General features: G+C 39.2%; 22 protein-coding genes and 1 pseudogene. 6 read left to right on the plus strand and 17 right to left on the minus strand.

Features of this window, described 5'->3' with window-relative positions; genetic code table 11:
- Positions 1 to 307 precede the first annotated feature (307 nt).
- The 9 genes and pseudogenes from H6G59_RS03205 to acs form a co-directional block, all read right to left on the minus strand.
- Positions 308 to 964, minus strand: coding sequence for a DUF1361 domain-containing protein (locus H6G59_RS03205; protein ID WP_190711722.1), 657 nt, complete (start codon positions 962 to 964; stop codon positions 308 to 310).
- A gap of 58 nt (positions 965 to 1,022) precedes the next feature.
- Positions 1,023 to 1,502, minus strand: coding sequence for a hypothetical protein (locus H6G59_RS03210; RefSeq protein WP_190711723.1), 480 nt, complete (start codon positions 1,500 to 1,502; stop codon positions 1,023 to 1,025).
- A 337-nt stretch (positions 1,503 to 1,839) separates the two neighbouring features.
- Positions 1,840 to 2,604, minus strand: a complete 765-nt coding sequence (locus H6G59_RS03215) for an energy-coupling factor ABC transporter ATP-binding protein (protein WP_190711724.1) — start codon at positions 2,602 to 2,604, stop codon at positions 1,840 to 1,842.
- 10 nt (positions 2,605 to 2,614) lie between these two features.
- Positions 2,615 to 3,274, minus strand: coding sequence for an energy-coupling factor transporter transmembrane component T family protein (locus H6G59_RS03220; RefSeq protein WP_190711725.1), 660 nt, complete (start codon positions 3,272 to 3,274; stop codon positions 2,615 to 2,617).
- A complete protein-coding gene (locus H6G59_RS03225; protein WP_190711726.1) occupies positions 3,267 to 4,190 on the minus strand; it encodes an energy-coupling factor ABC transporter permease in 924 nt (307 codons plus the stop codon). Before H6G59_RS03225 ends, H6G59_RS03220 begins: the two co-directional genes overlap by 8 nt.
- Before the next feature lie 304 nt (positions 4,191 to 4,494).
- Positions 4,495 to 4,692, minus strand: a pseudogene (locus H6G59_RS03230) (AMP-binding enzyme); the annotation flags it as partial.
- Positions 4,693 to 4,695: 3 nt separating this feature from the next.
- Positions 4,696 to 5,286, minus strand: a complete 591-nt coding sequence (locus H6G59_RS03235; protein WP_190711727.1) for a DUF4365 domain-containing protein — start codon at positions 5,284 to 5,286, stop codon at positions 4,696 to 4,698.
- Positions 5,287 to 5,290: 4 nt separating this feature from the next.
- Positions 5,291 to 5,869: a DUF4365 domain-containing protein gene (locus tag H6G59_RS03240; protein WP_339327918.1), complete on the minus strand. Its 579-nt coding sequence runs from the start codon at positions 5,867 to 5,869 to the stop codon at positions 5,291 to 5,293.
- A 22-nt stretch (positions 5,870 to 5,891) separates the two neighbouring features.
- Positions 5,892 to 7,862 carry an acetate--CoA ligase gene (gene acs / locus H6G59_RS03245; protein WP_190711728.1) on the minus strand — a complete coding sequence of 657 codons (1,971 nt, stop codon included), beginning with the start codon at positions 7,860 to 7,862 and terminating at the stop codon, positions 5,892 to 5,894.
- Positions 7,863 to 8,314: 452 nt separating this feature from the next.
- Between acs and H6G59_RS03250 the strand changes: the two genes are divergently transcribed.
- The 3 genes from H6G59_RS03250 to H6G59_RS03260 all read left to right on the plus strand — a co-directional run bounded on the left by H6G59_RS03250 (position 8,315) and on the right by H6G59_RS03260 (position 9,950).
- Complete coding sequence (locus tag H6G59_RS03250; protein WP_190711729.1) at positions 8,315 to 9,007, plus strand: hypothetical protein; 693 nt, start codon at positions 8,315 to 8,317, stop codon at positions 9,005 to 9,007.
- A gap of 66 nt (positions 9,008 to 9,073) precedes the next feature.
- On the plus strand, positions 9,074 to 9,493 hold the full coding sequence (locus tag H6G59_RS03255; protein ID WP_190711730.1) for a hypothetical protein: 420 nt from the start codon (positions 9,074 to 9,076) through the stop codon (positions 9,491 to 9,493).
- Between the two features lie 115 nt (positions 9,494 to 9,608).
- Positions 9,609 to 9,950, plus strand: a complete 342-nt coding sequence (locus H6G59_RS03260) for a hypothetical protein (RefSeq protein ID WP_190711731.1) — start codon at positions 9,609 to 9,611, stop codon at positions 9,948 to 9,950.
- Positions 9,951 to 10,021: 71 nt separating this feature from the next.
- Here H6G59_RS03260 and H6G59_RS03265 read toward each other — a convergent pair whose 3' ends face one another.
- From H6G59_RS03265 to H6G59_RS03275, 3 genes are all read right to left on the minus strand, one after another.
- Positions 10,022 to 10,771 carry a DUF5131 family protein gene (locus H6G59_RS03265; protein ID WP_190711732.1) on the minus strand — a complete coding sequence of 250 codons (750 nt, stop codon included), beginning with the start codon at positions 10,769 to 10,771 and terminating at the stop codon, positions 10,022 to 10,024.
- Positions 10,772 to 10,814: 43 nt separating this feature from the next.
- On the minus strand, positions 10,815 to 12,101 hold the full coding sequence (gene tcmP / locus H6G59_RS03270) for a three-Cys-motif partner protein TcmP (RefSeq protein WP_190711733.1): 1,287 nt from the start codon (positions 12,099 to 12,101) through the stop codon (positions 10,815 to 10,817).
- A gap of 245 nt (positions 12,102 to 12,346) precedes the next feature.
- Positions 12,347 to 12,775, minus strand: a complete 429-nt coding sequence (locus H6G59_RS03275; protein WP_190711734.1) for a hypothetical protein — start codon at positions 12,773 to 12,775, stop codon at positions 12,347 to 12,349.
- Positions 12,776 to 13,023: 248 nt separating this feature from the next.
- Between H6G59_RS03275 and H6G59_RS03280 the strand changes: the two genes are divergently transcribed.
- The gene (locus tag H6G59_RS03280; RefSeq protein ID WP_190711735.1) at positions 13,024 to 13,770 is read left to right on the plus strand and encodes a TerC family protein; all 747 of its coding nucleotides are present in this window, start codon (positions 13,024 to 13,026) and stop codon (positions 13,768 to 13,770) included.
- A 173-nt stretch (positions 13,771 to 13,943) separates the two neighbouring features.
- Here H6G59_RS03280 and ndk read toward each other — a convergent pair whose 3' ends face one another.
- Positions 13,944 to 14,393 carry a nucleoside-diphosphate kinase gene (gene ndk, locus H6G59_RS03285; RefSeq protein ID WP_127054297.1) on the minus strand — a complete coding sequence of 150 codons (450 nt, stop codon included), beginning with the start codon at positions 14,391 to 14,393 and terminating at the stop codon, positions 13,944 to 13,946.
- Between the two features lie 351 nt (positions 14,394 to 14,744).
- Between ndk and speA the strand changes: the two genes are divergently transcribed.
- Positions 14,745 to 16,757, plus strand: coding sequence for a biosynthetic arginine decarboxylase (gene speA / locus H6G59_RS03290; RefSeq protein ID WP_190711736.1), 2,013 nt, complete (start codon positions 14,745 to 14,747; stop codon positions 16,755 to 16,757).
- Between the two features lie 79 nt (positions 16,758 to 16,836).
- Here the strand turns inward: speA and H6G59_RS03295 are convergent, their stop codons facing one another.
- The 3 genes from H6G59_RS03295 to H6G59_RS03305 form a co-directional block, all read right to left on the minus strand.
- Positions 16,837 to 18,006, minus strand: a complete 1,170-nt coding sequence (locus tag H6G59_RS03295) for a nucleotidyltransferase family protein (RefSeq protein WP_190711737.1) — start codon at positions 18,004 to 18,006, stop codon at positions 16,837 to 16,839.
- 338 nt (positions 18,007 to 18,344) lie between these two features.
- Positions 18,345 to 19,160 (minus strand): segregation/condensation protein A, encoded by an 816-nt coding sequence (locus tag H6G59_RS03300; RefSeq protein WP_190711738.1) that lies wholly within the window; start codon positions 19,158 to 19,160, stop codon positions 18,345 to 18,347.
- Between the two features lie 126 nt (positions 19,161 to 19,286).
- Positions 19,287 to 20,381, minus strand: a complete 1,095-nt coding sequence (locus H6G59_RS03305) for an AI-2E family transporter (RefSeq protein WP_190711739.1) — start codon at positions 20,379 to 20,381, stop codon at positions 19,287 to 19,289.
- A gap of 112 nt (positions 20,382 to 20,493) precedes the next feature.
- Between H6G59_RS03305 and pdxH the strand changes: the two genes are divergently transcribed.
- Positions 20,494 to 21,138, plus strand: a complete 645-nt coding sequence (gene pdxH, locus H6G59_RS03310) for a pyridoxamine 5'-phosphate oxidase (protein WP_190711740.1) — start codon at positions 20,494 to 20,496, stop codon at positions 21,136 to 21,138.
- 34 nt (positions 21,139 to 21,172) lie between these two features.
- Here pdxH and H6G59_RS03315 read toward each other — a convergent pair whose 3' ends face one another.
- The gene (locus tag H6G59_RS03315) at positions 21,173 to 21,937 is read right to left on the minus strand and encodes a Uma2 family endonuclease (RefSeq protein ID WP_190711741.1); all 765 of its coding nucleotides are present in this window, start codon (positions 21,935 to 21,937) and stop codon (positions 21,173 to 21,175) included.
- Positions 21,938 to 22,028: the final 91 nt, after the last annotated feature.

Below are 22,028 nucleotides of genomic sequence, written 5' to 3' on the forward strand. Positions count from 1 at the left end.
TCGTGGTATCGCTGCATCTTTCTTTTGATAAGAAATTACACTTTCATATTCCTTTCTTTAGATAGAATCGTCATGATTCGTAATTCTACCCATTCATATCCTGTTCGGTTAAAGACTGATAATTAAGGCCGACGCGGAGATAGGGAGACGCGGTGACGCGGAGAGTTTTTTTGAATAAGTAATTACAGCAATTTGATATCAAACATATCCTGTTGAGAAATTCCATCCTTGCTGTGTAAAAATTAAGCTTTTCCTTCTTGGAATGACTTTGGCGTAGCCGACTCTAGACATGATGAGGAATTAGTGATTATTCAGCCTTGGGGACGTGAGGATTAGTTGGTTGTGAATTTACACCTTTATTCACAAAAGCCAAGGTAATTCGTTTCATTAACCAGTACAAACCCCAAAGAACCACAAAAGTGATAGTCATAATTACCAAGGGCTGTTTCCCAAAAAGCTCCTCAACACCTTTTGTGAGTATGGCATCTGGTTGCGTAATAAAATCCCAACTGTTGAAACGTAAGAATCTTCCCCAATAAATACCAACTGCACAAAGAGCATGAGTAATTAACTCAACACCAAAAATCCATTTACTTTTGCCAATGCGGTGTAGATAGTAACCTAAATTTATGAGGGAGATTACATAAGCTTCAAATCCACTAAGAATTACTAGCAGATAAACAGGAATTAATACTAATGTAATTATCCAGATAGATGGAATCCTGCGAATATCGTCTATTAAGTGAATGACATCAGTCAATAAATAAGGTGCGTTCGGTAAAAAAGCATAGAAAGCTAGAAATCCTAACCACCAAACCCAAGAACGGCCTCGTTTAGTGCGAAACAGCCAAATACTTAAAGCCAAGGGGACAAAAGCCAGAAATAAATTCCAAGTCATCCAACGCATATTGATTTGTAATACTTGGATCACAAGGGCTATTAATTCAACTAATTCTGCTTTCATACGCAATAAGTATTATTGATTTAGAATCTCTTGGTCGTATCCGCAATCTCTATCTTCTTCATTGGGATTGACTACAATACTCATTCAGCTGATTCCCGAAGACATCTGATTGTTTACCAGCAGTTGTGGCTGCTGCTGTCAGTGATGAGTCAATATCTTTTCTGGCTTTTTGGATTTTTTCTCTACCTGATGAGGAGGCTTCTGCTGTCTTAGCTGCACCAAGAGCCTTAGCTGCTGTGGAAATAGATTGACTAAGATTATCAAACACTTTCACGAAGTTGCTTTGAAACTCTTTCAACTTGGGATCTGTTAACCGTAGTTCCCCAATAGATTTAGTAACATTTTGCAAATCTTTGGATAATTGCAAACTGGTTGTTACCTGTTTTCCTTTATTGGTATCAATCAATGATGTACCTTGATTGACAGCTTTGATCAATCGTTGACACTGGGAAACTTTACTCTCACTACAACCAGTCACCAACAAAGCAATACTTAGACTAACAGGAGCAATAATATTATACTTATGTAAAATGAACATTAATTTATTAATTTCCCAACAGCAGTAAAATCCCATTAATCCTAGCTAATAATTTAGCGATTGTGGGGTAATTAAGCCCACCAATTCGTAATTCGAGTTAATTAGGGTTTGCTGATAGCGTAGCTTGGCGTAAGCCATAAAAATCTTTTCGTGAAGATAGGAAATTCGGTAGATTTTCCTCCCAGTCCGCTAAAAATACTTTCTTTTTGAAACTCCTCCTAGAAAAACCTTGCACTTTTTTACCTCAAAGAGTCTGAGAGCCTTATCTATTAGTGTTTTTACGTTTATTCAGCCAGCCCTAATTACGAATTACGAATTATGAATTACGAATTATGAATTACCAATCTACTGGCAAACCTAACTGGTCTAGGGTTTTGCCATCTTGTAAAAGCGGTTGAATCTGGCTGTCTATTTGAATGCAACCACCAGACAGCACTAAAGCACGTTGAGTGACTCTGCCTAACCAATGTAGGTCATGGGAAGCGATTAAAATTACTTGCACTGGCAACTTTAATAAGACTTGGGCTAAATGCCTTCTCCATGCTGGATCTAGTCCGGCTGTTGGCTCGTCTAGTATGAGAATTGATGGTTCTAAGGCTAATATGGTAGCTAGAGCGGCTAAACGCCTTTGTCCTCCTGATAGTTCATGGGCAGAACGACGAGCATAGGCTTCTAGACCAAAATCAGCTAATAATTGCAGTGCTTTATCAATTGCTATTGCTGGTGAGACACCGTAGTTGCGTGGACCGAAGGTAACATCTTCCAATATAGTGGGCATAAATAATTGGTCGTTGGCATCTTGGAAGGTAAAGCCGACTTGCTTCCGTATTTGAGGTAAGGTTTTTGGTTCTACGAGAGTGCCGTTGATGTAAATTGCACCACTTTGGGGATGTTTTAAGCCGATGAGGTTTTCTAGGAGGGTGCTTTTGCCTGAGCCGGTTGCACCCATTAAAGCAACGCGATCGCCTGCATTCAAGCTAAAGGAAATTTCTTTTAATACTGGTTCCTGGTGGGAATAGGTATACACCAGGTTTTGCACCTCAATCACAGCATTGTGACGGTGAGAAATAGAAGTTTGGGGATTAGATGTTAAAGATGTCAAAATTCACCACTCAAATAACTTTAAAGTAGGAACTGAGGGTTAAATAACTAGCAGTTACCCCAGCTACTAATAGGATAAAACGTTCTTTTGGTCTGAGGGTGGAATCTATGGGTAATTGCCCGTTATAACCACGGGCTATCATGGCGCTGTACACTCGTTCTGCTCTTTCTAAAGTGCGGAGATACAAAGCCCCAATCATAGAGGCACTAGCATAGCGTAGCCATCCCCCAGCACCATTTAAACCTCGTAATTGGGCGCTACGTTGCATTCGTGCTACTTCTGAGAGCAAAATTTCTAAGTATTGTCCAGCCAAAAGTAAATTTTGCTTTAATGGGGCTGGCACGGGTAAGCCTTTGAGGGCGATACCGAAACTATGGGGCGGTAAAGTTAACAAAAAACTATTCATGGTAATCAAACAAATTAGGGAACGCACGAGCAAAAAACTAGCTCGTTCCCATCCCAAGGGTAAAGCTATCAATGACAGAAAAATTAATTCTGTACCCAGTAACCCGCCTAATTTGCGAATGGGGACACGCAATAGCCAAGCCCACAAAAGTGCGATCGCTCCATACACAACCAAGTTAGACCAAGCATAAGGCTTTAATAAAGCTGCCCCAATTACAATTACTAGAGACAGTTGCAAGCGTAAAGGTAAGGAAATTTTAAGCATTCTTTGGTTTAATGACTTTGGCAATTCCAAAAGCTACTACAAAGCAAGCCGTTGCTCCCACTAACCCAGCAATACTAGTACCGATTTGTCCTAAACCTTGAATTTCATAGTCAGCTAAGGGTGTGGGGACTATTACTCGCACGTTCTCGGCTAAGTTGATAAAGCCTAGGTTTTCTGCCACTTTTTCTAAACCATCGGGCCATCCTGAGGCCATTAAAGACAATGCACCTGCAACTAGAAAAATGCTGACAATGGGAACCAACCACCCACGAAACTTTTCTTCTTCTCCTGGTAGTAAATCTGGTCTGGCTGTGGCTAGGTAAGTCAGCACACTGCCAGTAATCACACCTTCACCAATGCCTATCAAAATATGTACACCAGTCATGGTGGGTAAAACTATGTTGACTGGTGCTGTTCCAGAAAGGGCTAATTCAATTGCACAAGCTACAGCGGCGACTACGACACTGAATCCAGCAGCAATACCAGCAGCTAGGGGTAAACGCGCCTTGGAACCCCCAAATAGTCTTTGTAAGGTTTGGGTTAAGATCCAACCTGTCCACACTCCCACTACTGCCATATTCAAAATATTTGCACCCAAGGCCGTAATGCCACCATCTGCAAATAGTACGGCTTGAATAATTAAAACTGTGGCTATACACAACATTCCCGCCCAAGGACTACCCAAGATGATTGCTGCTAAGGTTCCTCCCAATAGGTGTCCGCTGGTTCCCCCAGCTACGGGAAAATTGATCATCTGGGCGGCAAAGATAAAGGCGGTGGTTAACCCCAGTATGGGAGCGCGACGAATTCCAAAAGCTTCTTCCGATCGCCCAAAAGCAATAAACAAAGCTGCCGCACTCGCTAAACTAGTTGCTCCTGCAACTGGTACAGAAATAAATCCATCAGGTATATGCATATTTTTCCCTTCATTTTTATGTTTTTCTTCACACCAATGCAAGCAATTTAATTACGGCATCAATTTAATAACAAACTATAAATTTCCTTTTTTTACAATGCCATATTGGGGGATTTTTAGCTGCTACTTAGGAAGGATTTATAATAAAAAATATGTCAAATATTATACTTATTTTTTATATAATTAATTTTTGTCAATTTATCTTGCTGGAATGTTTATAAAACTTGAATAAACAATTTAAAAATTAAAATTGCAAAGACGCAAAGGATTTTTTAGCGTCTTTGCGTGAAACTGTCCTAATTAATTAATTTCCTTCTCGTAACTTATCTAAAACAGTGCGGTCTTCCAAGGTAGAAGTATCACCAGACACTTCCTGATCGGCTGCCAAATTTCGTAATAAACGCCGCATAATTTTACCAGAACGGGTTTTAGGTAAAGCATCAGTAAACCTGATTTCACCAGGACGTGCGATCGCACCAATTTCACTAACAACGTACTTTTTGTATCATGGTTTCACCTCTTTTGTTGCGTGTTCTAGATCATCTTTAGCTGCACGCTTTTGTGTAATTTGTTTTAGAGCATCACGTACCTGATAACGTTCACGTCGTGATATTACATAATTAGTTGGTTGATTCTCGTACCATTGATTCACTAAAGACACAATATCATTTATTGCTTCGTTTGTTAATTTTCTAAATTCTGGACTTCCATTAGATTTTAATTTGTTACTGTTTTCGTTATCAAGAATTGGTTCGCTAATCCATTTATAGTAGCCATTATCATTATCGAGGGTAAAGAAAAATAGACATATTGGAAAATTACACTTTATGAATCGTGATTGCAGAACATTTATATCTGCTCCTTCTATATTGAAAATATGATCATTCTGAATGATATTAGGGCTAGATTTTATTGCTTTTACCTCAACGCCAAAAATCCTATTAATATTTTTACCATTTTGCCTAATCGAAACTAAAATATCTAAATCATGCTCTTTTTTTTCGGTATCAACAATCAAGTCATCACGACGAGTTAAGTACACAACTGCTAAAGCTTTTGAACGTAAACCAATATACCAAGGTTGTTCTGTTTGCATAGTTTTATCTCGATTGTTGATCAGAAAATTGCGAAGCTAAATTCTTATTCTTATATTGACTCCAAAAATTATTGACTTCATCCCAAAGGATTTGTCTATTGTCTTTATTAATAGGAAATTTAGTAGATAGACTTGAGAGAGATTTTAAATTTTCTCCATTAGCAGAAACTAAATAACCAACTTCTTGAATTTCATCAATTCCAACTATATAAGTTGGTGCTGGATAGGATGCTATACCAATTACAGATTCTTCTTCTACTTTCACCTTGAGGCGATTCTCTTTTTTAGTATAACCTTGCCTCGTAGTTTTGACTTGAACAAAGAAATAGGGAATATAAGAATCAGCACCTACTAATTCAACAATAAAATCAAGATACTGCCATTTATTTCCTAAAAACTGCGGCTTAAAAATGGGACTACCACCCAAGGGAAACGGCGTCATTAAAAGGTGAAATAGCGATTCTCCTCTCGCTCCCAGTGCATCTCTCATTTTCTTACATCTACTCCTATTATAATTCAAGCTATAATTTTCTTCACACAATAAAGGGTAGGCAATTTTGCCCACCCCATACAGATTTTCCACAGTTATGAAAAACTATCCTAAATTAATTTCCTTCCCGTAACTTATCCAAAACACTGCGATCCTCTAAAGTCGAAGTATCCCCCGATACCTCCTGACCGGCTGCCAAATTTCGTAATAAACGCCGCATAATTTTACCAGAACGGGTTTTAGGTAAAGCATCAGTAAACCTGATTTCACCTGGACGTGCGATCGCACCAATTTCACTAACAACGTGCTTTTTCAGTTCTTTACTCAGTTCTTCACTGGCTTGATAAGTTCCTTCTAAAGTCACAAAAGCGACAACTTCTTCACCTTTTAACTCATCTGGTTTACCCACCACCGCAGCTTCTGCAACCGCAGGGTGAGATACCAACGCAGATTCTACTTCCATTGTTCCCAGGCGGTGTCCAGATACATTCAGCACATCGTCCACACGCCCCATTACCCAAAAATAACCGTCTTCATCTTTTCTGGCTCCATCACCAGCAAAGTACGTATAATTACCATCTTTGGGCGGAATATGTTCCCAATAAGTGCGGCGGAAGCGTTCTGGATCACCGTAGACATTCCGCATCATTCCCGGCCAAGGATGACGAACCGCTAAATAACCACCTTCATTCTCAGGGACAGAATTACCTTCTAAATCGACGATATCTGCAATAATTCCAGGGAAGGGACGAGTTGCTGAACCGGGTTTCGTGGAAATTGCACCAGGTAGGGGTGTAATCATAATCCCACCAGTTTCGGTTTGCCACCAAGTATCAACAATCGGACAGCGTTCACCACCAATGATTTTATGATACCACATCCAAGCTTCGGGGTTAATGGGTTCACCGACGGTTCCCAGTAAACGCAAAGAAGATAGATTCCGCGCATTGGGTAAATGTTCACCCATTTTAATAAACGCCCGAATCGCTGTAGGTGCTGTATAAAAAATATTAACTCCATATTTTTCAATTACATCCCAGAAGCAACCAGGATTAGACGCACGGGGCGCACCTTCATACATGACAGTAGTTGCACCGTTGGAAAGAGGTCCATAGACAATATAGCTATGTCCAGTAATCCAACCTACGTCAGCAGTACACCAATATACATCTGTGTCTTGTAAATCAAATATCCATTTGGTGGTGATGTGGGTGTATAAGTTATATCCCCCTGTGGTATGGACAACGCCCTTCGGTTTGCCGGTACTACCGGAAGTGTAAAGGACAAACAGCATATCTTCGCTGTCCATTGGTTCAGGAGGACAATCAGCGGAAACACCTTTTTGTAAATCATGCCACCAGTGGTCGCGCCCTGGTTCCATGTGTGTTTTTTGACCTGTGCGCTGTACGACTAGTACATCTGTGACGCTGGGAACAACGCCGTTATCTAAAGCTTTATCTACTTGTTCTTTGAGAGGGACGATCGCATCTTTACGCCAACCACCATCGGCTGTGATCACTAGTTTAGCCTCAGCATCATTTAAGCGATCGCGCAAAGCTTCGGCACTAAATCCCCCAAAAACTACGCTGTGAGGTGCGCCAATTCTGGCACAGGCTAACATAGCAATAGCCGCTTCGGGTATCATGGGCATATAAATACCGATGCGATCGCCTTTTTTTGCCCCCAACTGTTTCAGCACATTGGCAAATTGACAAACTTCCCGATGTAGTTGAGCATAAGTAAGAGTACGAGAATCTCCGGGTTCTCCTTCCCAAATCAACGCTGCTTTATTTTTGCGCCAAGTCGTGAGATGTCTGTCAAGACAGTTGTAAGAAATATTAATTTTCCCATTGACAAACCACTTGGCAAAAGGTGGTTGCCAGTCTAGCACCTTGTCCCATTTTTGGAACCAGTGTAACTCAGTTTCTGCTAATTCTGCCCAGAATTTCTGAGGATCAGCTTTAGCTTGATCATAGAGAAGCTGATAGTCTTCTAAGCTTTTGATATGAGCTTTTTGCGAAAATTCACTCTGAGGATGGAAGAGGCGTTTTTCTTGTAAGATGGATTCTATAGTCGGCTGAGACATGGTAATCTATGCAAACGATATTGTGACTGAAAACTATTTTTAACGGAGTTGTGTCAAATAGTGTTGAGATTTTCGTTAAGGTGGGTAAAAGTCTCCAAGTTACTTAGTTTACACCAATCGCAATTAAGCCAGGTTGTGCAGTTAACGGCAGATTAAAGCTGAAAAAAAATATTAAGTGTAATTTAGCAAATCCCAAATTACACCTTTTGTAGGTTGCGAAAAGGTAAGATAACAGTGTATCGCTAAGTTAATAGGTATTTTACACCAATTGACTGGTTTGAAACCTGTATTCTCATATAAATAAAACTTTGTCAATAGGAATAATTGGGAGAGATTGGAAATGGAATCTTTTTTTTAACCAAAATTTAATTACTCATCCATGATTCAGATTATTCTCAGAAAAGGTATAAATTTTTAAGAAAATTTTTAGTTACTGAAAAGTAGGGCGTAGTTTGCAAGCAAAAGAGATAAAGGATAAACTAAAGTCACTGACCGAGCAAGCCTCTTTGATAGATCCTCAATTAGCAACAAGACTAAATGAGATCAATCGTTGGGTTAAATTTATTCGGCCTGGTTCCCTGACTGCTAAACCATTTGTCCTTGCCTTTCTCCTAGAAGTAATTACGGATTCTAAAATTTGGCTAATCATTCAATCCTTGCCTTCAGAAGCAGCACGGAAAGCAAAGTTCGACCAAATGACACCAAATGAGAGGTATTGGTATAGCTACCTTTTTCCTAGGTGGATAAACTCCACAGATTCCAAATTTTATATTTGGAAGAAAAAAATCATGTCGGGAGAGTTTAATCAGTTTGATGGTGATATTATTAAATTAATAGCTCAAGATATTGTTCGTCGTGAAGGGAGTTTTTGGCAGCGCTATATTGCCGACCTTTCTATGGCAACAGACTTAATAGTCAGTAATCATCAACAAAAACCACTTTGTATTCAAGTTACTAGTGTTAGTGAAGAATTTCATCGCCAAAAGTATGAGAAGTGGCAAAATGCACTGCAATTGTGGGAAATAGAAAGAGGATTGTTCTTAAGTTACAATCCCGGAGAAATTGATTTTATCAATCAGTTAGTAAATGTGGCGCTGTATAACAGTGATCATCTTGCTGAAGGAAAGTATCTGAATTTTTCCTGATATCAAATTTTTGATATCTAATACCTACGTCTTAGCCCACATTTTTATTTGCTTACAACAGCATTTATGGTTAACCAACAAGAAATGAACAGCATTACTCAAGTAGATGAATTTGCTGAAATTTTAGCAGCAGCCCGCAGAATGCAGCAAGACTGGCTAGAATATGGGCTAAATTTTGTTCATCTGTATGTTGAAGATGTAGAAGGAGATTGGCTAGAAACTTGGGGGGATGATGAAATATCTAATTCTTTATTTGATGCTATTAAGGAATTTCTAGTTAGTAATGATGATGTAGCAGTGAAGATTAGGTATCATTTGGGAGACAAGCCACTGTTTGATTTAGCCGTAAATTTAGAAGAATGTTTGAGGATTTCTAGAGAAGATGAAAGAACATCTGCTGTGAGAGATATTTTAGCTGATAATTTTGATATTTATGATACTGATTTACTTGATTTAGCAACTAGTTTGTTAGATAAATTGTTGTAATATTAATATTACAGCAGATTTTAGGAGTCAGGAATCAGAGGAAATTTCACTTCTGCTATCCTGATTCTCATCATAAGTATGAACCAAATTAATTTTTGGAGTTACATCTAAAACTATGTCTGAATCAGTGCAGTATATAACTAATACCCAAGGAGATAGAGTTGGTGTATTGTTAAATTTGGAAACTTACCAACAGCTAACCAATCTATCAGCAGATACTGAATTATTGATTGGTTTGAGTCTCGATGAGTTGCAAGCTTTATCAGAAACTTCTTTGTCTGTTAACAGTCAGATTCAACTAGATGAGTTATTAATGAAAAATTCTGAAAATCAATTATCTAATGAAGAAAGTGAAACTTTAGACAAATTACTGGCACAGGTTGACCAATTAAATATTATTAAAACCAGAGCTAGATATACTTTAAACCAACTTCAGGAAAAATCTAAAGTAGCGTGAGTGTTTATATTTCTGTTGAATTACAAGAAAAAAAAGATTATATTTGTAAGTTTCTTGGTTTACTTACTTTTTTATTTCAGAGCCAATGCAGATACTTTATTTTTACTATCTGCTGATTTTGGAAATTCATCCCATGTTCTTCCATCGAGTTCTCTACCAAATTTTTTCTTTTGAACTCCTCCCCATTGTTTAAAGAAAAATGGCACATTCGCTTCAATACATTGTTCTCTAATATCCCGTACCCATTCAATATTCATAGGACGAGCGCCTATACCAGATTCTCCACCAACAATAACCCAATGTAAATTATCCAAGGAAAGTTTTAAAGAACCTAAAAGCGGCTCACAAGATAAAAATCTAATTTTTGCAGGAATTTCTTTTAAAATCTCGCTTCTCCATATCCAAGCCTGTGATTCTACACTGACTCCAGCCCAAACATTATGAGGCCATTTCTTGAGTATTTTAGATATTTCCAACATCCTTTCTGGACGCTTAGTTAAGAGTTGAAATTGATGCCAATGCGCTTCTTCCATAACATTAAAAACCTTGATGATGAATTCTTCTGTAATTTCATCAAGGAATAAATCACTCATGGAATTAACAAATATTATGCGAGGTTTTTTCCATGAAAGAGGCATTGTTATTCTTTCATCCCAAGATTTTACATCAAAACCTTGTTCATAAGGATGGCCAGGAATACCACGCCACCGTTCTGCAAAACGTTCTGCGTAACAATTCTGACAACCAGGGCTAATTTTATGACAGCCAGTGGTGGGATTCCATGTCGCTTCAGTCCATTCTATTGTTGAAGATACCGACATATAATTTTACTCAATAAAAAACTTACGGTTTATTGTATTAGTATTATTTTACTACTCTAATGAAATTTTCCAAAGTTAATTTACCACTTGCACCCAATTCTTTAGGTTCAATGATTTTTTCTTCATATAACTTTAGAAATATTTCTCTATATTTTTTCCTATTTAAGTAACCAATATTACCAATTTCAAGAATAATCAGAGTTATAGCGTTGTCTAAAGTCATCCAATCTTGATTTTTACTGCGTAAAATATCAATTATTTGAGGTTTAATGGTGGAAATACGTTCATTATTTTGACGTTCCCACTCTTGAGACATAAATTTATGATACTTACCACTTTTATCATCTTGATAAAACAGTAATTCATTTTCCTGATACACAAAATCATTTAAAAAGACACCTAAAGCTTTTTGAGGATGGTTACTACCAACTACAATATGATACTGCGGTCTAGTATCATTATATTGCTCATTTATTTCAAAACTAGCTACTCCATTAAAACTACTATTTTTTTGTAATCTATCTTTGAAGTATTCAAGCGCCCATCTTTCAAATTTTTGCTCTTTTTGCTCTTCTTGTTGATATTCAAGCCATTTTGGTTTCCATTCTAAATCTGATTTATCACCTAGAAGTTTAGTTAGATGTTGTGTATATGTTTCCGCAGTTTTCTGTTTCTTAGAATCTTTATAATTCTCTTTATAGAATCCTGCATTGCGAGCGACTGCGCGATTATGAAAGAGTAAGAATAATTCCCCTTTATTTTTACTCACATAATCAGCTATAGAACAGATTTGCTCAAAAGTAACTCCTTGAACTCCAAAAGCATCCAGAAAAAATAATGTTGGATAGTTTTTTAATTCATTCATAATTTGAACTAATGCTTTATCAAATCTTTGATAATCATAAATCTTATATGATAATCCCTCACCTATTAAACTACAGTTAATATTGAGTTTTTGGTTACGTTCTTTATCTTCTTCAGTAAAAAAGCATCTTAATGTAACACGCTCTTCAAGTTCAAATATTTTGGCTAATTTAAGAGCTATGAGAGGTGAACCATCAGTATCTAAAAAATCAGTTTTATATCTTTTCCAAAATTCTGATTTATCTACAAAATTCTCAATGCCAATTCCTTCATCATATTTACCTTCTCCTGCAAAACCATCAACATAGTTAAGATACTTTGATTGGAAGCCTTGGCTACCGCCTAAGGTATAACAGAAGGTTTGTATATACCTGAGCATGATCCGATGTTTGGCAGCCGTCCATGTTCTTTTCCGATTGAAATATTCTGGTTCGTCACTAAATAGAGATAGTTGTTTTACAGACATTGCTAACCTCCAATAACTAAATAAAACATTTAATGGCTATATTCTAGATTAGCAAATGCCAGCAAAATTTGTAAAAAATATAACAATTCACGACGAGGTTTAATTTTTAGTAAAAAAATTTGTCTAATTTTACCTGTTCGAGAAAAAATTAAGTATTGTAGGGTGCGTATGGCTTCGCCACGCAAGTTAGAGGATGAAATCTTTAACGCACCTTACAAATTGGAGATTTTTTAAATTAAAAGTCTCTAAGGAACAAGAACACTCCTGAGTTCTTGCACGTGCGGTTTATAGACAAACCAAGTTTGAACACTGTCAATGTTCTGTTCACATGGGAGTGGTTTTTCAAATGTAACTTCCCAATAGTCGGAGAGGCGTTCGGTGTTACCTTGAGGACGAGCCGGCGCGTTTTGAATCTGTCTTCTAATAGAAGTCACAAAAAATTTATCATTTCGTTTAACTGGGCATTTTTCGTCAGATGTTATGTCTTTTGATTGTTTAAACCAGTTTTCTCGCAGCTTGAAACTAGTACCAGAAACAGCATTAACTCTTAAAATACGGATTACAGGAGTAGTTTGAGAAGAAACGGTATCGGGATTCACTACACCAACTCCACACACTATGGACAGAAATACGAGTAATTGTTGAGGGCGCAATCTAATGTTACTAATTTCCATGTTGATTTGCCTGAGTGTTTAGTTTGACGTTAAATGTTAATAGCACCATTTTTGCATAAATTACGTTTCTAGTTCTATAGTCAGAAAGTGCAGTATTTTTTTATACGGAAATTAATTGAGCTCGATGCACTACCTTCAAAATGTGCCATAAATACGTTAAAATAGATAAACGTAGCAGTTTATTGCCCGTTCTATATTAAATTAGCTATTCCTGTTAAGTTTAAATTTTCCCTGTTTGAGAAATTGGAATGTTAGACCAAATTTTTAATTACCTGAACTTTCATTTCAGTGTAGAAGCCTCTATAGTCCTGTTAATCTTGGTATTCTTAGAGGCGGTGTTATCGGCTGATAATGCGATCGCTCTGGCGGCAATTGCCCAAGGACTAGAAGACAAAAAACTAGAACGTCAGGCGCTAAACATTGGTTTAGTCTTCGCTTATGTACTCCGAATTACCCTATTGCTGACAGCTACTTGGGTACAAAAATTCTGGCAATTTGAATTATTGGGTGCTGTTTACCTACTGTGGCTAGTATTCCAACACTTTACATCACAAGAAGACGAGGAAAATCATCATCACGGACCACGGTTTAATTCTCTGTGGCAGGCTATACCCGTGATTGCCTTTACAGATTTGGCGTTTTCCTTAGATAGTGTGACAACAGCGATCGCAGTATCTCAAGAAATGTGGTTGGTAATTACCGGAACCACAATTGGTATTGTCACCCTCAGATTTATGGCCGGATTATTTATCCGCTGGTTAGATGAATATGAAAATTTAGAAGATGCTGGCTATATCACGGTGGCATTTGTGGGTTTACGGTTGTTGTTGAGAGTCATCAATGATGATTTAGTCCCACCCCAATGGATCATGATTAGTGCGATCGCCATTATTTTAACCTGGGGATTTTCCAAACGCACTGCCATACCTGCTTCCAACGAAGTCATCTCATTACCCGCAGAGGCTAAGGAGCCGGAAAAGAGCGAAGTTGTATAAGAGGCAGAGGGGCAGGGTGCAGGGGGCAGGGTGTAGGGTGCAGGGGGCAGGGGGCAGAGGGCGTAGGGTGCAGGAGGTAATTATTTCTCACCATCTCCCCATCTCCCCATCTCCCCATCTCCCCATCTCCCCATCTCCGCGTCTCCCCATAACCCCATCACCTCAATCCCTAATTACTCATGCAACCAAGGAGTTAAGTGAGGTTGCCAAGCTACTAATTCTTCATCCTTGAACCACAGCGCAATTTCCTTTTGTGCCGTTTCTGGAGCATCAGAACCGTGGATCAGGTTGCGACCAACGTTAATGCCCAAATCGCCGCGAATCGTTCCTGGTTCTGCGTTTAAAGGGTTTGTGGCACCAATGATTTTTCTGGCAGAAGCAATCACACCATCACCTTCCCAGACCATAGCAACAACGGGGCCAGAAGTGATAAATTCTACTAAACCAGGAAAAAATGGTCTTTCCCGGTGAACATCGTAGTGTTGTTCAGCTAATTCTCGGCTGACTTTCTGAAATTTCAAGCCAATGAGGGTAAAACCTTTAGTTTCAAACCGACCAATAATCTCACTTACTAGTCCGCGCTGTACACCATCAGGCTTGATTGCTAAAAATGTGCGTTCCAAAGCTATCTCCCAAAACTTAATAAAGTTTTTATGCGTTAATTGTCAGTTGTTTATATGTCTTTTGTCTAGTAGTTCCAGAAAATTCCGATTTTGACTCTAATAGAATTCAGGAGTTAAGCAGTTTATCAGTTCAGGATTTCTTCAGTTGATCATCAACACAGAAGCCGCCCAAATTCCTGAAAATTTGATGATTTGGCAAAAATGGTATTCGCTGCTGTTGTTGGTTCATTCTGATACTTAAACTCCTTAACTGATTCTTAACAATCAAAAATTCTTACTGAGTGTAGATCGGTTTCTAGATGAATGAGTTAAATTGTTAATTCGTGGGCGAAAAACAGAGGTCAGGAAGAAATGGGTGTGGAATCAACCGCTGATGAGATTGTGAAAATGCCTCCCAACGGGCATAAATCGGAATTAAAAAGCCAGAAACACAAAAAACTGCTAGCACCGAGTACAAATACAGAAGATTTACCTCGTACTTGGAAAATTGAAGACAGCGAAGACCTTTATCGAATTGAAGGTTGGGGAAAGCCTTATTTTTCCATCAATGCTGCTGGTCATGTTACAGTTTCTCCCAAGGGAGATCGTGGTGGTTCTCTCGACTTGTTTGAACTAGTCAATTCTTTAAAGCAGCGTAATTTGGGACTTCCCATGTTAATTCGCTTTTCCGATATTTTAGAAGATCGGATTGAGCGGTTGAACGCTTGTTTTGCTAAAGCGATCGCTCGTTATAATTATCCTGGTGTTTATCGTGGTGTGTTTCCCGTTAAATGCAACCAGGAACGTCACTTGATTGAAGATTTGGTGCGTTTTGGCAAACCACATCAATTTGGGCTAGAAGCCGGTTCTAAGCCAGAATTAATGATTGCTCTGGCTTTGCTAGATACCCCAGGAGCTTTGTTAGTTTGCAATGGCTACAAAGACCGAGAATACATTGAAACAGCAATGTTATCCCAAAGGCTAGGACAAATACCAATTATTGTCATAGAACAGATTGAAGAAGTCGATTTGGTGATTGCAGCTAACCGTCAATTGGGAATTAAGCCGATTTTAGGGATACGAGCTAAACTCAGTACCCAAGGAATGGGACGTTGGGGAACTTCCACCGGCGATCGCGCTAAATTTGGATTAACAATTCCAGAAATAATGGAAGCAGTTGATAAGTTACGAGAAGCTGACTTACTCGATTCTTTGCAGTTGCTGCACTTCCATATCGGTTCACAAATTTCCGCCATTAATGTGATTAAAGATGCCATCCAAGAAGCCAGCCGCATCTATGTAGAGTTGGCGATGCTGGGGGCAGATATGAAATATCTGGATGTTGGTGGTGGATTAGGTGTAGACTATGACGGTTCTCAAACCAACTTCTACGCCTCAAAAAATTATAATATGCAAAACTATGCCAACGATATCGTGGCAGAGTTAAAAGATACCTGTGCAGAACGGCAAATAGCCGTACCTACACTGATTAGCGAAAGTGGCAGAGCGATCGCTTCCCATCAATCTGTTCTCATCTTTGATGTTCTCAGCACTAGCGATGTCCCCCTTGAACTTCCAGAACCTCCACAAGAGGGAGAATCGCCAATTATTAATTACCTTTGGGAAACCTACCAATCCATCAACCAAGAGAACTATCAGGAGTTTTACCACGACGCTGCACAATTTAAAGAAGAAGCCATTAGCCGCTTTAACTTAGGAATTTTGCGCCTCAAAGAACGTGCTAAAGCCGAGCGTCTTTACTGGGCTTGTTGTCAAAAAATTCTTAAAATCACCAGACAGCAGGAATACGTACCTGATGAATTGGAAGACCTAGAAAAAATTATGGCTTCCATCTATTACATCAATCTCTCTGTGTTTCAATCAGCACCTGATTGTTGGGCAATTGATCAACTATTTCCGATTATGCCCATACATAAGCTAGATGAAGAACCAACACAGCGAGGAATTTTAGCAGACTTGACTTGTGATAGTGATGGTAAAATTGACCGTTTTATCGACTTGCGTGATGTCAAATCCGTTCTAGAACTGCACAAATTCGTGCCTGGAGAACCATATTATATGGGAATGTTCCTCAATGGAGCTTACCAGGAAATCATGGGCAATTTACATAACCTCTTTGGTGACACCAACGCCGTTCACATCCAATTAACCCCCAAAGGCTACCAGATTGAACACGTCGTCAAGGGAGATACCATGAGTGAAGTAGTTAGCTACGTGCAGTACGACTCAGAGGATATGGTAGAAAACATCCGCCAGCGTTGTGAGAAAGCCTTGGAAGAAAAACGCATTACCCTAGCTGAATCTCAGAGATTGTTACAAACCTATGAACAAAGTCTCAGAAGATACACGTATTTGAATAGTTAGAATCGGTAATTGGTAATTGGTGATTGGGAAGAGGTTATAGATAATTCTCCCCCACTACCCATTACCCATTACCCATTACCTAATTAATATTTGTTCCCAACAATTCAGCGATCGCTTGGCGTTCTATGGGAGTATCAGAAGGTGGTGTTTGGCGAGCATCAGTAATCAGCCAGTCCAAAGCCGCAGCTTGGACATCAATGGCTGCTCCTGTTTTATCTACACAATAACGTCCAAATACCAGCTTATCTACCAAACGCACCCCTGGACCCAAGCGTGACCATTCAAAAATCACACTATTGTCTACAGTTGCACCACTGCAAATCCAGCAATTGGGACCAATCATCGCCGGTCCAATTATTTTCGCTCCATCTTCAATTCTGGTCATACCGCCAATATAAACTGGCCCTGTAATATCCACCTTGTCCCAATTCACCGCTACATTTAGACCAGTGTAAATACCAGGAGCTATTTCATGACCGGGAATTTGCACATTTTTGATTTCCCCTAGCAACACACCTCGAATCGCCCGCCAGTAATCTGGTACTTTACCAATATCTACCCATTCAAAATCCATGGGAATAGCATAGAAAGGCGCATTAATTTCCACAAGTTTTGGGAATAATTCACCACCAATGTCAAACTCTACCCCTGAAGGAATATAGTCAAACACCTCTGGCTCAAAAATGTAAATACCTGTGTTGATATTAGTACTGAGAGCTTCCTCTGTAGAGGGTTTTTCTTGGAAAGCTTTGACTCGATTATCTTCATCCGTTACAACTACCCCATAGCTAGAGACTTCTTCTTGGGGGACAGACTTCGTAATAATAGTTGCAATTGCCCCCTTGGACTTATGCCACTTTACCGCCGCAGTTAAATCTAAATCAATCAAGGCATCGCCGCACAACACCACAAAAGTATCATCAAAAAATGGCGAAAAGTCTTGAATGCGTCGCATCCCTCCAGCCGAGCCGATTGCTTCCCCTACAAGTTTACCGTCATCATCAATTTTCCCTTCAAAAGAATAACCAATCTGCACACCAAACCGCTGACCATCACGGAAATAATTTTCTATTTCCTCAGCCAAATGGCTAACATTGACCATAATTTCGTCAAATCCATGTTGACGTAAAAGTTCTAGTAAAAATTCCATCACTGGTTTTTGCAGGATGGGAATCATCGGTTTGGGAATGGTATAAGTAATAGGACGAACACGAGTACCCTTACCTGCTGCGAGAATCATCGCTTTCATAAGATTTTATTCCTCAACCCCAAGCCAGTTTACTTTCATCGAGTGATACTTAATCATCAGTTTTTATTTTGTTCTTTACTAAGGCTATAGCTAGATGATTAACCAGTTATCCTTTAAATTTAATCGGATTCTGGGTTTTGCTGATACAAAAGTTCAGTAAATTCATATATAGCGTGTTTAAACAAGTTTACCTCTGATCATCTCCAGTGCCGCTACTTGCTGATCAAAAAATTCTCTGCATCAGAGTGCGGTTTCCTAATTATAAGTATTTAACCGGACGCGATAACTTGCCCATCTGGGTTGAAAACTACCACTAACTTTACCTCAAAGCGACGGGTTTAAACCCCCATCTGAAATTCCCTGTTGCCTGTTGGTAAGCGAATTTTGATCTCCTGATAAAATTCTTCTTGAAATAGCTCTACCTTGGATTGAGCCGACAGCAGTAGTAATGCCCAAAAAATGCTAACTAGGTGACTATGTTCTGAATTATGGGAATCGGCATTTCTATCTGGTTTTTTTGTCTGTATCCACAACTCCACAAGTTGTTCTAAATTCACATAATGTTCCTCTAAATTTAGCTCTCTTGCTGATAGATGCAACACCTGCTCCAGTTCTAGAGCTACTTCCGTCAGATTTTCTTGGTGAGCTAATTCTAGTGCCTCCCGCATGGTTCGCATACTAGGCTGACGCTTGGCACGGTGAGGCTTGCTGACCTTCTCTACCAGTTTCAGCTGGTTAGCCATAATCTGCAATTGCTTGACTAGTTCTTGTAGAGTCACGCGACGTTTTGCAGGTGGCATTGCCGCTGGACGGCGGCGCAAGTGTCGTTCTAATTGCAGACGATGAGCAGGATATGATACCCCATCTTCACCTTCAATCATTGCATCATCTATAATGTCTTCTTCAGTATTCTCTACTGTTGACAATTGCATTAAAGTATTGGCTTTAAATAAAACAAGCATTGATGCTGATAAAAAAGCCTGTCCAGATTGAGACAAGTCCGCTTCATAACCCCTGGCTGTTGCCTCTGGTGCCATTAGTTCTAAATAACGGTCAATCACTGAAATTACTTGTACATCCCAAGGGTCGATTTCCCCTTGTTCAGCTTGGTCAATCAGACGTGTAATTGTTTCTAATAGCTCCGCAGCATCCATCAATTTTAGATTTAAGATTTGTCTTGTCCTTCAACAGAGAAGGTTTGTATTTACACAACTTTATTAAAACCTACGAATTACGAATTACGTTGGCGCAGCCTGCCGGAGGCACTATTACGAATTATTTTAATGATCTGTATCAGGTGGAGATTCATAGCTGACAGTAACATTAGATACGAAATTACCATTTTTACCGTTTTTGATAGCATCAAATGTGCCTTTGATAGTACCAGCAATTGGCACAGCCACGAGAGTTCCCAACAAACCAGCAATTTCAAAACCCATTAAAATAGAGACAAAAATCCATAGGGGATTAAGTCCAATAAAGTCACCCATTAACTTAGGAGCTAAGAGATTATCTTTAATTTGTTGCATGATCATTGCTGCTACTGCTGCTGGAAAGGCTAACCACCAATTTTGTAGTAGTAACAAGAGTGTAACTAAACCTATGCCTAAAGATGCTCCAATAAAAGGAATAAGTTGAGATATACCAATAACGATCGCAAACAAAAGAGCAAAGGGTATTCTTAGAAATAGGAAAATTGGTGTGAGGACGATGACCATGAATAACCCCAGCAGCAGTTGGCTGAGGAAAAAATTCTGAAAATTTAGCTGTAAGGATTTAGTGAAAGGGATGCCAATATTAGATGGTAAGAGATTAACTAGACCAGACCAGACGCGATCGCCATATAGCAGCATATAAAACGCCAAAACAAATACTAACACCACATTAAATAATCCTGACAACAGCGTCCCCGCAAACCCTACCGCACCGGAAGCTATCTGTTGCACTAAATTCTGAATATTAGCATTGATTTGATTACTCACTAGGCTTAAATCAATATTTATACGTCGCTTACGCGCCAACACCTGTAAATTACCTAGATTATCTTGACTGGACGCTAACCAATCAGGAATCTTATTTAAAAGTTGGATTGTTTGGTCAATTACCATCGGTACGAGGGTAACACCTAAAACAATCAATAAAGCTAGAGTAATAATTAAGACAATTATCACTGACTGAGTGCGTGTAATTCTTACTCTCTCAAACAACTTCACTGGGTAATTGAGTAAAAAAGCCAAAATTGCCGCAATACTGAGAATAGTAATTGGATGCTGAAAATAACGAAACAGCACAGACAGTAGCCAGACATTGAGAGCGATAATCGGGCCACTCAAACCATAAATTAACAGAGTTTGGACAGAGGCTGAACGACGCATCTTGAGAAAAATAAAGAAAATTTGTCAATCTGGCATTGTTACTGATTCCCATGATAGATATTTTTCTCCCAGAATTGTATAAGCCTATCTGATAACAAGGAACCAAAACCCTATGGATAAAAGCATAGCTGATCTTCGCAAAGACTATACCTTGCAAGATTTGAGTGAAAATAAAATTGACCTTAATCCATTTATACAATTTAAATTCTGGTTTAATCAGGCTTTATCAGCACAATTACCTGAACCTAATGCAATGACTCTGGCTACCTGCACACTAGACGGGAAGCCTTCAGCGAGAATGGTACTACTGAAGGATTTTGACGAACGGGGCTTTGTTTTATTTACTAACTATAACAGTCACAAAGGTCAAGAAATAGCTGCAAATCCTCATGGGGCTTTAGTTTTCTGGTGGGCTGAACTAGAACGCCAAGTCAGAATTGTGGGAACTATAGAGAAGATTTCCCCTGAGGAGTCTGATGGATATTTTGAAATGCGTCCAGCAAATAGTCGCTTAGGTGCATGGGCTTCTAATCAAAGTGAGGTAATTGCTGGAAGAGAAGTTTTGGAGCGACAATTACAAGAATTCCAGTGCAAATATGAAAATCAGGAAGTTCCTAGACCACCTCATTGGGGAGGTTATCGGATCATTCCCCAGGAAATTGAGTTTTGGCAAGGTCGTTCTAGCCGTTTACACGATCGCTTGCTTTATACTCGCTTAGATAATGGAAGTTGGAAAATAGAACGCTTGTCACCTTAATTTTTTAGCGGGCTAAGATGCCCGCATTACAAATTTACAACAATTCAGGATCAACACCTAGCTCACGTAACTTAGCTGCTAATAAATCAGCCCGTTGGCGTTCTTGTTCAGCCCGTTGGCGTTCCTGTTCAGCCCGTTGACGTTCTTGTTCGGCTTGTTCGCTACTCCAAAGTAGCAAATTTCCTTCCCTATCCCACCACCGCAACCAGTTCATGGTTTGACACAATCTTTCACCAGGCCAAATTCCTAAAAATAGCTCTAACTCAGGAATCCAAAAACGCCCATTAGTATCTGCTTGTTGTTTGGTGTATTCTCCATTTTGCAAATAGCGGACTTCTAAACTGGGTTCATAGGGGTCATAAGTGACATAAGTGGGAATTTTCAGGATATACTCGTAGAAATACAACTTCCCATAGGGAGGTGTGGAACGCACTGATAATTCTCCACCTTCTGTATCGGAGAGAAATTCCATCACCACAGCCACGGGTTCCCCTTCTAGATTAGGGGTATAGCTGCGACGCACCACATCAACTGCTACAGGATGCACCTGTGGTACATAAAACCAGTCAGGGGCTTTGATGATGATTTTCTTGTTTAATGTAGCTACAAGTCCAAAATTAGAGCCAATCAGCATCTGTGGTTGGATGTACCCTGCTGCACCCAAAGCATCGGTCAGTGCAGCAGCGAGAGGAGGTTGTTGAATATTTTCCACTGGGTCGTCAGGTAAAATAAAATCAGTGGGAAGTGCTTCCCAGGTGACAGTCGGTGTTTTTTGAATTGGATGAGTTTGTAGAATCATATAGAGTTACTTATAGGTTGTCAGAATCAGGATTTTCTGGATTGAAGGATTTATGGGATGTGATTTAATGATAGTTGGTTAGAAGCTGGGA

The sequence above is a fragment of the Anabaena lutea FACHB-196 genome (assembly GCF_014698305.1).
Taxonomy (GTDB): domain Bacteria; phylum Cyanobacteriota; class Cyanobacteriia; order Cyanobacteriales; family Nostocaceae; genus Anabaena; species Anabaena lutea.

Excerpts from the sequence above, each read along its gene's own strand:
- H6G59_RS03255 (WP_190711730.1), top strand. The coding sequence starts at position 9,074 with ATGGTTAACCAACAAGAAATGAACAGCATTACTCAAGTAGATGAATTT.
- H6G59_RS03305 (WP_190711739.1), bottom strand. The coding sequence starts at position 20,381 with ATGCGTCGTTCAGCCTCTGTCCAAACTCTGTTAATTTATGGTTTGAGT.
- H6G59_RS03315 (WP_190711741.1), bottom strand. The coding sequence starts at position 21,937 with ATGATTCTACAAACTCATCCAATTCAAAAAACACCGACTGTCACCTGG.
- H6G59_RS03220 (WP_190711725.1), bottom strand. The coding sequence starts at position 3,274 with ATGCTTAAAATTTCCTTACCTTTACGCTTGCAACTGTCTCTAGTAATT.
- H6G59_RS03295 (WP_190711737.1), bottom strand. The coding sequence starts at position 18,006 with ATGAAAGCGATGATTCTCGCAGCAGGTAAGGGTACTCGTGTTCGTCCT.
- H6G59_RS03225 (WP_190711726.1), bottom strand. The coding sequence starts at position 4,190 with ATGCATATACCTGATGGATTTATTTCTGTACCAGTTGCAGGAGCAACT.
- speA (WP_190711736.1), top strand. The coding sequence starts at position 14,745 with ATGGGTGTGGAATCAACCGCTGATGAGATTGTGAAAATGCCTCCCAAC.
- H6G59_RS03265 (WP_190711732.1), bottom strand. The coding sequence starts at position 10,771 with ATGTCGGTATCTTCAACAATAGAATGGACTGAAGCGACATGGAATCCC.
- H6G59_RS03280 (WP_190711735.1), top strand. The coding sequence starts at position 13,024 with ATGTTAGACCAAATTTTTAATTACCTGAACTTTCATTTCAGTGTAGAA.
- pdxH (WP_190711740.1), top strand. The coding sequence starts at position 20,494 with ATGGATAAAAGCATAGCTGATCTTCGCAAAGACTATACCTTGCAAGAT.
- H6G59_RS03260 (WP_190711731.1), top strand. The coding sequence starts at position 9,609 with ATGTCTGAATCAGTGCAGTATATAACTAATACCCAAGGAGATAGAGTT.
- H6G59_RS03235 (WP_190711727.1), bottom strand. The coding sequence starts at position 5,286 with ATGCAAACAGAACAACCTTGGTATATTGGTTTACGTTCAAAAGCTTTA.
- H6G59_RS03210 (WP_190711723.1), bottom strand. The coding sequence starts at position 1,502 with ATGTTCATTTTACATAAGTATAATATTATTGCTCCTGTTAGTCTAAGT.
- tcmP (WP_190711733.1), bottom strand. The coding sequence starts at position 12,101 with ATGTCTGTAAAACAACTATCTCTATTTAGTGACGAACCAGAATATTTC.
- H6G59_RS03275 (WP_190711734.1), bottom strand. The coding sequence starts at position 12,775 with ATGGAAATTAGTAACATTAGATTGCGCCCTCAACAATTACTCGTATTT.
- H6G59_RS03205 (WP_190711722.1), bottom strand. The coding sequence starts at position 964 with ATGAAAGCAGAATTAGTTGAATTAATAGCCCTTGTGATCCAAGTATTA.
- H6G59_RS03300 (WP_190711738.1), bottom strand. The coding sequence starts at position 19,160 with ATGGATGCTGCGGAGCTATTAGAAACAATTACACGTCTGATTGACCAA.
- acs (WP_190711728.1), bottom strand. The coding sequence starts at position 7,862 with ATGTCTCAGCCGACTATAGAATCCATCTTACAAGAAAAACGCCTCTTC.